General features: G+C 48.3%; 15 protein-coding genes. 10 read left to right on the forward strand and 5 right to left on the reverse strand.

Annotation, left to right across the window (positions count from 1 at the left end; genetic code table 11):
- From AO277_RS28715 to AO277_RS07795, 6 genes are all read left to right on the forward strand, one after another.
- Positions 1-183, forward strand: a 183-nt coding sequence (locus AO277_RS28715) for a topoisomerase C-terminal repeat-containing protein (RefSeq protein WP_218962506.1), incomplete at its 5' end; no start/stop codon positions are given.
- Positions 184-219: 36 nt separating this feature from the next.
- Positions 220-672 carry an H-NS family histone-like protein gene (locus AO277_RS07775; protein ID WP_044319875.1) on the forward strand — a complete coding sequence of 151 codons (453 nt, stop codon included), beginning with the start codon at positions 220-222 and terminating at the stop codon, positions 670-672.
- A gap of 84 nt (positions 673-756) precedes the next feature.
- On the forward strand, positions 757-948 hold the full coding sequence (locus AO277_RS07780; RefSeq protein WP_044319876.1) for a hypothetical protein: 192 nt from the start codon (positions 757-759) through the stop codon (positions 946-948).
- Positions 949-1,853: 905 nt separating this feature from the next.
- Positions 1,854-2,507 (forward strand): nucleotide-binding protein, encoded by a 654-nt coding sequence (locus tag AO277_RS07785; RefSeq protein ID WP_044319877.1) that lies wholly within the window; start codon positions 1,854-1,856, stop codon positions 2,505-2,507.
- 79 nt (positions 2,508-2,586) lie between these two features.
- On the forward strand, positions 2,587-2,865 hold the full coding sequence (locus tag AO277_RS07790) for a hypothetical protein (RefSeq protein WP_044319878.1): 279 nt from the start codon (positions 2,587-2,589) through the stop codon (positions 2,863-2,865).
- A 404-nt stretch (positions 2,866-3,269) separates the two neighbouring features.
- Complete coding sequence (locus AO277_RS07795) at positions 3,270-3,599, forward strand: FxLYD domain-containing protein (protein ID WP_044319879.1); 330 nt, start codon at positions 3,270-3,272, stop codon at positions 3,597-3,599.
- Positions 3,600-3,606: 7 nt separating this feature from the next.
- Here AO277_RS07795 and mobP1 read toward each other — a convergent pair whose 3' ends face one another.
- Both mobP1 and ddp1 read right to left on the reverse strand, forming a co-directional pair.
- Positions 3,607-4,770 carry a MobP1 family relaxase gene (gene mobP1 / locus AO277_RS07800; protein WP_044319880.1) on the reverse strand — a complete coding sequence of 388 codons (1,164 nt, stop codon included), beginning with the start codon at positions 4,768-4,770 and terminating at the stop codon, positions 3,607-3,609.
- Positions 4,771-4,772: 2 nt separating this feature from the next.
- Positions 4,773-5,312 (reverse strand): DNA distortion polypeptide 1, encoded by a 540-nt coding sequence (gene ddp1 / locus AO277_RS07805; RefSeq protein ID WP_044319881.1) that lies wholly within the window; start codon positions 5,310-5,312, stop codon positions 4,773-4,775.
- 358 nt (positions 5,313-5,670) lie between these two features.
- On the opposite strand from ddp1, the gene AO277_RS07810 reads away from it, so the two are divergent.
- Positions 5,671-5,961 (forward strand): CopG family ribbon-helix-helix protein, encoded by a 291-nt coding sequence (locus tag AO277_RS07810; RefSeq protein WP_044319882.1) that lies wholly within the window; start codon positions 5,671-5,673, stop codon positions 5,959-5,961.
- A complete protein-coding gene (locus tag AO277_RS07815) occupies positions 5,949-6,239 on the forward strand; it encodes a type II toxin-antitoxin system RelE/ParE family toxin (RefSeq protein ID WP_044319883.1) in 291 nt (96 codons plus the stop codon). Before AO277_RS07810 ends, AO277_RS07815 begins: the two co-directional genes overlap by 13 nt.
- A 400-nt stretch (positions 6,240-6,639) precedes the next feature.
- On the opposite strand, the gene AO277_RS07820 is transcribed toward AO277_RS07815, so the two are convergent.
- Genes AO277_RS07820 through AO277_RS07830 form a run of 3 tightly spaced genes read right to left on the reverse strand, consistent with a single transcriptional unit; the run spans position 6,640 to position 7,699 of the window.
- On the reverse strand, positions 6,640-7,116 hold the full coding sequence (locus tag AO277_RS07820) for a hypothetical protein (RefSeq protein WP_044319884.1): 477 nt from the start codon (positions 7,114-7,116) through the stop codon (positions 6,640-6,642).
- Between the two features lie 39 nt (positions 7,117-7,155).
- Entirely contained in the window at positions 7,156-7,482 is a 327-nt protein-coding gene (locus AO277_RS07825; protein WP_044319885.1) for a type II toxin-antitoxin system PemK/MazF family toxin, read from the reverse strand.
- Entirely contained in the window at positions 7,469-7,699 is a 231-nt protein-coding gene (locus AO277_RS07830) for a DUF8778 family protein (RefSeq protein WP_004668272.1), read from the reverse strand. The genes AO277_RS07825 and AO277_RS07830 overlap by 14 nt, the downstream gene beginning before the upstream one ends.
- Positions 7,700-8,292: 593 nt before the next feature.
- On the opposite strand from AO277_RS07830, the gene AO277_RS27995 reads away from it, so the two are divergent.
- A complete protein-coding gene (locus tag AO277_RS27995; protein ID WP_143492726.1) occupies positions 8,293-8,481 on the forward strand; it encodes a hypothetical protein in 189 nt (62 codons plus the stop codon).
- 122 nt (positions 8,482-8,603) lie between these two features.
- The gene (locus AO277_RS28990) at positions 8,604-8,999 is read left to right on the forward strand and encodes a hypothetical protein (RefSeq protein ID WP_044319887.1); all 396 of its coding nucleotides are present in this window, start codon (positions 8,604-8,606) and stop codon (positions 8,997-8,999) included.
- Positions 9,000-9,086 lie beyond the last annotated feature (87 nt).

The raw sequence follows: 9,086 nt of genomic DNA on the forward strand, positions 1-9,086 counted from the left end.
TTCGGTAGTTTTTTCATCGCTCCATCCTCTCAAAGGTTGGAGTCTCCGAGAAACCCGGGGCGGTTCACAGTTGAAATCAAGGGCTTTGTCAGTAAAAAAACAGGAAAATCGTTTTCTGCCATGCTAGTTTTGCAGGATAAAACCACTGGCGCTGTCAGCTTTGAGTTTGCTAAAAAGAAGTAACGCCCATTTTTACTGAGTGCTATGAGAGGTTTATTTATGGCTGCTAATGCCTACGAAGACGTCATGCGTGTGTTGTCCAACGTGCGCAGCATCCGTGCTTTTGTCCGTGAAAATGATTATGAATTATTGCTGGAAGCACATGAAAAACTAGGGGTAGCCCTTGACGAGCGTAAAGAAGAATACGCCGCTGAAAAGCTTGAGCGCGAAGCCCGTGAGGTCAAGCGTCAAGAGCTGCTGGCACTGATTGAAAGTGAAGGTTTTGACCTCGGCCAGTTGGCAGGTGGTGACTTTGAGCCCAAAGCCCGGAAAAAAAGCCGCACCTCGACCCAGAAGCGCGAGCCGAAGTATGTGTTCGTCGAAGATGGGGTGACTAAGTACTGGGCAGGCGTTGGCAGAAAGCCTCGTCCGATCGCACAGGCCATAGAAAATGGCGCTTCTCTGAGTGACTTCCTCATCAAAGCCGAGGAACAGCAGAGCCTAGACGTTTAATCGGTCTTTCGGAAGGCGTATAGACCAAGGCCGGAGCTGTAGAGGCCGGCCGATTTTCGCAACCGCGAAAAGGGAGGAAAGCCTATGCAGTATGTGTTCATTATCATCGCCGTTGCTGCCATTGTCGTTTATTCGGCCCAACACGATCTGACTTCGTTCAGCCAATTTATGGATTATGTACGCGGCGATATGTTAGCGCTCATGTTGTGGCTCGCCATCACCATTGTGGTCCTCGGCGCTGTGTTCGTCGTCATGCGTATTGGCCGAAGGAAATAGGAAAGTGGTATGCCCTATGCCCCGTTGATTCGGGGCTTTTTACTGCTGCTAGGGGTTGTAAGCCGGAATCCCAGAAATTTCCGTCATGGACGGGAAGCCAGTACTGGTGCGGATTGACGCCAAACAGTTGTTTTCCGGCAGCGACACCGCCAAGCCGAAAACGGCTTGATTGAGCGGCCAAATATGTACGAAAAACCGTATCGGATAGCAAAAGCAGCCGGGAACCACTCTCATGATGTTTTCCGACGGAATTTTCGGGGATTCCGGCGTACACCCCCTGCTATATATCCCCGTCTAAGCTTTTATCAGAAGCGCCGCATTTATAGATCGCGTTCGACGCTCTCAGGTCCTCCGCAAGATCACTTCGCGCCATGATCACCCAGCTTTACCGCAACGGACCCACATCGAGCAGCGCTGAGGTTGTCAGGTCCCGGAGGCAATTTCCTTGCAGCACCTCGGGGCTTCAGGGGCTAGCCCCTGTTCGTAGCGAAGGCGGAGAGGGGTCCGGGAGCAATGGAACAGGGAAGTCAGTTAAGGGGAGCCCGCAGAATTCGGAAAAAATCGTACGGTAAGCACTTCCGATATGGGACAGGCCCTCGTGCAGCCTGGACTGTGTCCGATTGAAGTACACCCAAGTAGGCCGGGCTTATCAGCCATGGCCCAATTTACCTAAACGCAACCCTAAAGAGCCACCAATGAAAGAACCACCCATTTGAGCCATATGGCATTGGCTACCTCGCTTAGGACAGCAGCCAATCAGCAATGAATTATCAATGCTTAATCAAAGAATAATCGGTTGCGATTAATCAAAGGCTGATCTATGATTATTCATACGTGACTAATCATAGATTATTCACAGATAAATCACATTTGATTATTCATTGATTATCTAGGTATCCAGCACCATGATTATCCTTTTCGGCTCCCACAAAGGGGGTGTAGGCAAGACCACTCTCATTGCCAATCTCGCGGTAATGCTCCAAAAAAAAACAGCCTCCGTTGCCATAGTGAGGGCTGATAAAAATCAGGACCTGGAGGTATGGACGAGATTTCGCGCAGAAAAAGACGTTCCCGATATCCCGGTCATGACGTGCTATGGCGACATAAGCATAGACATTCGGAAGCTAGAGACTGTCACTGATGTGGTTTTTGTAGACACTGCGGGCCATGACAGCATGGAACTGCGTAGTGCACTTACCGTAGCTGACATATTTCTCACACCCGTCAAACCATCCTCACTGCTTGAAATCGCTACGCTTGATGGCTTGTCTTCCGTCGTCCGAGAAGCACAGAAAAAAAATTCCAGTGTGCAAGGCTTCACCCTCTTCAACCGATGCCCAACATCATCATTCAACACTGATGCTCAAGACCTCGCTGAGTACCTTAAAACCAATCCTGAGATGCTACCCCCATTACGCTCATGTGTTTCTGATTTGAGGCCTTACGAGAAGGCCATAAACCAAGGGTTGGGCGTTCATGAGGTACGGGCAAAAAACGCCTCCAAAGCGAAGGGCCAGCTCGAGCTACTGTTCACCGAGATACAAACCAAGCTTGATTAAGCATTGAATAACATATATGATTAATCAAAGATAAATAACAAATGATTAATCATTAACTGGCGAACTTCGGTGGTTCAATATGGATTTGAGTAAAATCAAAAAACACAACAATTCAACAGAAACGACTGAATCGAAGTCCGTTGCTGAATTCATTGTGAAGGGCGATGCGCGGCCCAATCAAAAACAAAAATCCACGATGGTAGGATTCCGGTTTGATGAAAACACCCTGAATGGCTTGAAAAAATTAACAACAGAAACAGGGAAGACGCGCATTACAATCATACGAGCATCTTTGCTCGCCTTTGAATCACTATCCGACAGCGAAAAAGCGCGCTTCTTAATACAGGTAATGACGTAGATTTGATGTGACACCGTAATAGATGCCGGGGCATGGCGGGAACCATCCCCAGCGTGGAACACAACGCATCCTGAGAGGGAAATATTATGTCCGAGCGAGACTATAACACAGTCCGTAACCTACCCCTATGCCAGCTTTCAGACCCGAAGTATCTGTACTTGCTGCGAGAGTTCGCCGGTCACATGGCCCCGCCATGCGTGGCAGAAGCGCTGATGAAGTGGCTTAGCCGCCTTTAGAGGACAGACCATGGATAAGCGAATGGACAACACGATTTGGATGACGTAAAAGCCGCATTGCTGGATGCCATTTCCGCATTGCTCGCTGCATAAGGGGGAAACTCGTTGCGTATCAAGTAATTATGAGGTAAAAAATCGCTGGACCTCAATAAAACAAAGGATGAACCTATGAAAGCAATTTACGCCCTTGCGGCCTGCATGGTGCTTTCAGCGGCGGCTATCGCCAGTGAGCCATCACCCGTAACAGTAGGCCACCTGCAAGCAGTTCCAGGCCAAACTCCGTCGATTTCATACATTACAGGTACAGCAACCAATACCAAGGATCAAGCGCTAGGGAACGTTTTCGTACATTTCAATTTGTACGACGCCAATAACGCTCTGGTAGGGAACGCCATTGCCACTGCCAGTAACCTGGCACCCAAAGACACATGGAAATTCAGCGCCGGTGTGACCGTCCCGTATGACCACTTCGTTTTGGTCAAGGTTGACACTTACTGAACACCGCTCAGAATTTCAACCTAGGCCCGAGTTTAATCTTGGGCCGCAACACCTGTTCCTTCACCTCAGTGAATTGGAGTTTCTCTTTCATCTGCTTTTTCTGACGCTCAGGGGTATGAAGGTTAATTTTTTTGTCTGCTTTTTCTAACTTTTCTGCCATTGTGACTGTTCTATCCGGCCCTTCAATACTGGTATTTTCAATTTTCCATTCGTTGCGCTTGACTGTCTTGTAGCCCTGGACTTCGCCATTTTCATCATACGATGGTACCTCAACGGCTACAGCGCCTTCCTTTTTAAGCTTGATGACATGACCCACCTCGACTTTCTCCCGTTCGATTTCCTCAAGCAGCGTCTTACCCCATACGGTCACCTCTTTTTGTCCATTGAGGGTCTTGTAGGTGATGTAGTTCGAACGTTTGTTTTTTTTGTCGAACTGATAACTGGCTGATCCAAACTCAACCACTTCGTACAGGTTACGTGTCCGCTCTGGACCATGTTTAAGGTGGTCTTTCAACGCAAAATCACGCTTATGGGTTGCTTTCACATTGTAGCCAAGCCCTTGCAACTTTAGGCTCATGGTGGTGCGCAGTTGCCGCAGGTCTTGTTTCTTGATGTCCATCCGTTGACCGTTTTTGTCCGATATTTTCAAAACCACATGGACATGTGGTTTTTCCGTATTGTCGTGGTACGCCATGACAAACGCATTGTCAGGGTATTTTTCTTTAAGTGTTTCCCTCACTGTATCAAACAGTTCCTCACGCAACACCTTTTCTGAGGGTGGCGGCGAGAACACAATATTATGTGTTTGTTTTTTAAGCTGGTCCGCGTCTTCATTTGCCTTTGCAGTAGGCGCAATGGCCCCAGAGTTAATCATGTTGTCCTTCAATTCGGAAAGCCCTTCCGGTCCATTCCATTCATTACCTTCATCGTCATAGAGGCTGAGCTCCCCATCATGAGACATATAGTCTATGGCGTTTTTAATACCGCTAGCGGTGGAAGCCGACCCAGTGATTTTTACCATCATTTCCTTACTGGGTAATTGTCGAATAGCTCCGGTGGACTTGCCATTATTTTTTTTGTGCTGGTTGACTTTGAATGTAAAAGCGCTCTTTGACGCCTTATCGGCGCGCGCCCTTTTGACTCGCCATTCTTTTTCGACATGCACGCCCATAACTATCCCTTCATGCCTTTACGGTTAAAGCTCCAGCGATCTACAGAGGCCTCCTGCAACTCATCTATCTTCTTAATCGCCATGGCCATATAGCTGTTCAATGTTTCAATTTCTTTAAGAAAACTCGCGTCGTTCACTTCTAGCTTCTTCGATTGGAACATCATATGGCGAATGTTACGACCGACCGTATCAATGGCCGCCCTGAGGCCTCTTATTTTCTTGATTTCATCTGGTAGTAATTTCGACGCTGCCGACAGCGACGACACAATCCTGAACCGGCATTCCTTGGACATGGACCAGTCATTCAACTGTGCATGATAGGCAATCGCTTCCTTTTCTTCCGTTGATAACGAAAATCTAAGCCGTTCGCTATTTTCACTTAAATTGAATTCTTCGACGCTGTCTTCTTCTGCAATTCTTAGCACAAACAGCTTCGCCAACGCACTGATCGTTGTACCGCTCTTTGATATTTTAGCGACTGCCCGCTCATGCGCTTCCGAACTGATTCTAAAGCACACCTTTTTTTCAGTTTTTGCACTCATACAAGAGCCTCCGGCAGCGGGGAGACAGCCCAAATTTAGCCACGCAGTGGCGTCAATTTGGGCCACTCTCCCTATCCTGCATCCGCATCCGATCTTAAAATTTTCGTCCATCCATCACGCTATCTTTAACGCACAGAGAGCTGAAAAGCAAGCTGGACAGGGGCTAAGCCGTGAACACGGCGTGTAGCCAACGGCCTATTCTGGTGAAAAGCCTCATGCCTAACGCCCTGCGCTGCGCTTCGGTTGTTCAATCCACATCACCAGCCGAAACGAGTTTCGGCGGCGCTGAGGATTCGACAGAAAAACCTAATGATTCTATAATGAGGTATTACCTTTCTATACCCAGAGGTTATTCCTTATGAAAGCGGCAACAAATCAACCCATGGCAGTAAAACTGGATTTAGGGATGCGTGATCGAATCCAGCAGCTTGCAAAATCACAGCAGCGGACACCGCACTGGATGATGCGCGAAGCTATAAAACAGTACGTTGAGCGCGAAGAAAAGCGCCAGGTTTTTCAGCAAGAAGCTATTCACGCATGGAATGAATATAAGGCCACCGGTCTGCATCTGACTCTGGAAGAAGTCGATACATGGTTAGCTCAACTGGAAGCAGGTAAAGACGTAGAGCCACCTGCATGCCACAACTGATCTGGTCGCCCTCCGCGTTGCACGATATTCAACGCCTTTATCGTTTCTTGGCGCTAAATAATCCAGAAGCCGCAAGACGAGCAGTTAAAACTATCAGGGAGGATATTAGGATTATTGCCGAACAACCCGAAGTAGGTAGGCTAGCCGATAGGATGGCAACCGAGTATCGGGAATGGTTAATTGATTTTGGCGACAGTGGCTATGTGATTCTATACCGCTACGACACAAACGAAATAGTTGTCGTAGCGGTCCGGCATCAAAAAGAAGTTGGTTATTGATGCTGGTTTTCAGTGGTACTCTCAAGGCATCACGGAAAAAATACCGTGAGGGTTTTCGACCAGCATGCAGGCCTTGCAATGGTCGAAACAATTGACGCCGGGCGTAAAGCCAGAAAGCCTCCCTACTTACGTATGTGATAGACGGCCAAGATGCTCAGAGCAATCACCAATGTTGCTCCGGTGTATCTCAAGACTTCCCGGCTACCCTTTGGCAGGTAAAAAATGCCGCAATCACCAGTGCTGCCAACGGCGCGTAATCAATCATCTGTTCCATAGGTAGTGCCTCTATAACCTTTCTGACAGCCGCTTGGGTTCAGGTCATGAAAATATCTGGCCACTGGCTACCCACCCTAAGTCGGTGCGCTGTTCCACTAAACCCCGCCCCAATTGCGCCCTGAATTCAAAATATCAATGAGATGGTTTCAATCCAATTTAAAAGAAAATCATAGTGAATTTCCTTTAAACGTCCATCTGCAAAGTCTAGGCCTATTTTGCCAACGAACGCGTCTATTTCGGCTTCAATATTCGAAATCGTCACTGAGTTCATATCCTCATCCAGCTCATCGAGCATTGACTCAAAAATAGCGACTTCTACGGCCATATCCAAAAAATGACGCGCCTCTGCCGCCAAGGGCCCTCTAACCTCGCCGCCCGGTGACAAGCTGACAGCCCAATTACAATCGAATGTAAAACAGCTTGACTCTAGTGTTTTGACCAGCTCGGTGTGAAGGGCCTGGTCAATGGTTTTTTCTGCCAAAAGCTCCATCAAAAATTCATTTATCGCGCTGGTCATCAATGTTCTAAACTCGCCACGAATACGCGAACAAGCATCAACAATCTCGTAAAGATCGTTTATTAACTCAGCATGAGTCGCCATGCGATATCTCCCTAGGTGTTTCATTGACCTTGCGTTCAATCAAAGCGGCATCGCCAAATGAACACTGATAGCATTTTCAACGGCTAACATATCAATCTTGGACAGTTTACCTAACCGGTTTTTTAGACGCTTCTTGTCCGCTGCCATTATCTGGTCGGCCATCGCTTTACTGCTTTGCCTTTCAAGCGTTACGAGCGCTTCACCGGGATACGTTCTCTCGGTACTGCTGGTTAACGGTACAACAACGACCCGTGCCAAATGGCGGTTAGCTGAATCGTTGCTCACGATCACTGCTGGCCGCGTTTTTTTAATCTCACTGCCAACAGAAGGATCGAATTCAACCCACCAGACTTCACCGCGAAGCATCGCGCATATCCTCGGACAGGGCATTGCACCAGTTGATTGCAGCGGTTTCGCGTGCCGTGTCTGCCGCCATAGCTTGATAACCAAGATCGAGTGACTTACCCACAACGTGGGGTCTCAGTAAGTCCTCAATGAATTGGCTCATCTTGCGTTTACCGACCGTTCTGTACAGCCCATCGTAAACATCCTCATCCAGCGTAATTGTCATTCGCTTGTGCATGGCTACAACCTCGTTATGCGTTATGCGTATAACGTGCTATTCTCAGCGCGATCTCGAAAATAAGCAAGCCTCCACGATCCCGCCTAAGGCGCGATCAGTGGTCAGGCCACCCCTGTGTGAGGATTTTTTGAGTTTTCGCCTTCTTGGCGCGCTCACGAGCTTCTAGCGCTCTTGCTTTGGCTCTGCCCTGAGTGCGAAAGCATCCGCTTTGGATTTTCTCCGCCGAAAGGGGTCCCCGCTTGCGGGGTTGAGGCGGGTGAGTGCGCAGCACGAATGCTCTGGACGTTGCTTGTGATTTTGCTTCGAGGGCCAAAAAAGTTATCCACAGAGGCGAGGGGTCGCACGCGCGTCTTTTTTCTATATCTTTTTTCTAAAGAACTTCTAGGTCAAAGTGCCACTAATGCTGAAAGCCTTATTTCTAGAGGCGTACAGCTATATTTGCCCCGTACGCTCATCGGTGCTATCCCGTGCCCGGCTACTCGCTATACCGTACCCATCGTGCGTTTGACACGTTTGACACGTTTGACACGTTTGACACGTTTGACACGTTTGACACGTTCACGTATTATTCTGAGAAATATGAGGTGAAGCCTGTGGAATTTGAAGAAAGCAAACCCAGAGGAGCAAATCGGGCTGATGCTTTGGTTAAGCAAAAGAAGGAGATTATGGACATGCGTGATAATGGGTATTCCTACGCACAGATTGCTGAGTGGCTGAATGCTAAAGGAGTGATTGTGTCAGTAAGCACCGTGCATCGTTTTATACGTGGCCTCAAAAAATAATCCCAGCCCCGCCCAATCCAAAGTTTGGGGCTGGAATGCCAACAACGGAATTTAAAAGGAGCTACCTATCCTGGCCTTCATGAGGATACAAGATTTTTGTCAGTTTTTGAAGGGGGTGCCCCGTGGCTAATACCCTGGAGAAAAGGATAAAGGCCATCCATATGCCTGGCGGGCAGCCTCGGGTAAGCGAAGGAGGTGAACGCACGTTAGATGGCATCGTGCATGAGCCTACTGCATTGAGCGCAAAGAGCTTGTCGCCAGTGGCATCAGTCTTACCGCCAGTAGCCGAAGGCCAGCGCGCCATGGCAAACGCCATTTTGCGCGGCTCGCTGTTTGGAGTATTGAGCAAAAAAAAATCCAATGGCCAACAAGAAGTACGAAAGTATGAAAAGAAAGTAGTCAAGGCCACCGTGAGAGGTCTTACCTTGATGGTCACTGGCGAGCAGCGAGACCAAACTGACCTCGACGTATTTTTAGAGTGTCTCCACCGACATAAAGGTTTGGCTCTTGATGCATAGGAATTTCAAAATGCCTATGCATCAAGTTGACGCTATGACGGAGGCGTCATGCCTTCATAGCGATGCGTAGTAAGACACTGATGCGTT

This window comes from Pseudomonas amygdali (genome assembly GCF_002699855.1).
GTDB classification, from domain to species: Bacteria; Pseudomonadota; Gammaproteobacteria; order Pseudomonadales; family Pseudomonadaceae; genus Aquipseudomonas; species Aquipseudomonas amygdali.

Excerpts from the sequence above, each read along its gene's own strand:
- AO277_RS07795 (WP_044319879.1), top strand. The coding sequence starts at position 3,270 with ATGAAAGCAATTTACGCCCTTGCGGCCTGCATGGTGCTTTCAGCGGCG.
- ddp1 (WP_044319881.1), bottom strand. The coding sequence starts at position 5,312 with ATGAGTGCAAAAACTGAAAAAAAGGTGTGCTTTAGAATCAGTTCGGAA.
- AO277_RS07830 (WP_004668272.1), bottom strand. The coding sequence starts at position 7,699 with ATGCACAAGCGAATGACAATTACGCTGGATGAGGATGTTTACGATGGG.
- AO277_RS07780 (WP_044319876.1), top strand. The coding sequence starts at position 757 with ATGCAGTATGTGTTCATTATCATCGCCGTTGCTGCCATTGTCGTTTAT.
- AO277_RS07825 (WP_044319885.1), bottom strand. The coding sequence starts at position 7,482 with ATGCTTCGCGGTGAAGTCTGGTGGGTTGAATTCGATCCTTCTGTTGGC.
- AO277_RS07785 (WP_044319877.1), top strand. The coding sequence starts at position 1,854 with ATGATTATCCTTTTCGGCTCCCACAAAGGGGGTGTAGGCAAGACCACT.
- AO277_RS07810 (WP_044319882.1), top strand. The coding sequence starts at position 5,671 with ATGAAAGCGGCAACAAATCAACCCATGGCAGTAAAACTGGATTTAGGG.
- AO277_RS07790 (WP_044319878.1), top strand. The coding sequence starts at position 2,587 with ATGGATTTGAGTAAAATCAAAAAACACAACAATTCAACAGAAACGACT.
- AO277_RS07775 (WP_044319875.1), top strand. The coding sequence starts at position 220 with ATGGCTGCTAATGCCTACGAAGACGTCATGCGTGTGTTGTCCAACGTG.
- AO277_RS07820 (WP_044319884.1), bottom strand. The coding sequence starts at position 7,116 with ATGGCGACTCATGCTGAGTTAATAAACGATCTTTACGAGATTGTTGAT.
- mobP1 (WP_044319880.1), bottom strand. The coding sequence starts at position 4,770 with ATGGGCGTGCATGTCGAAAAAGAATGGCGAGTCAAAAGGGCGCGCGCC.
- AO277_RS07815 (WP_044319883.1), top strand. The coding sequence starts at position 5,949 with ATGCCACAACTGATCTGGTCGCCCTCCGCGTTGCACGATATTCAACGC.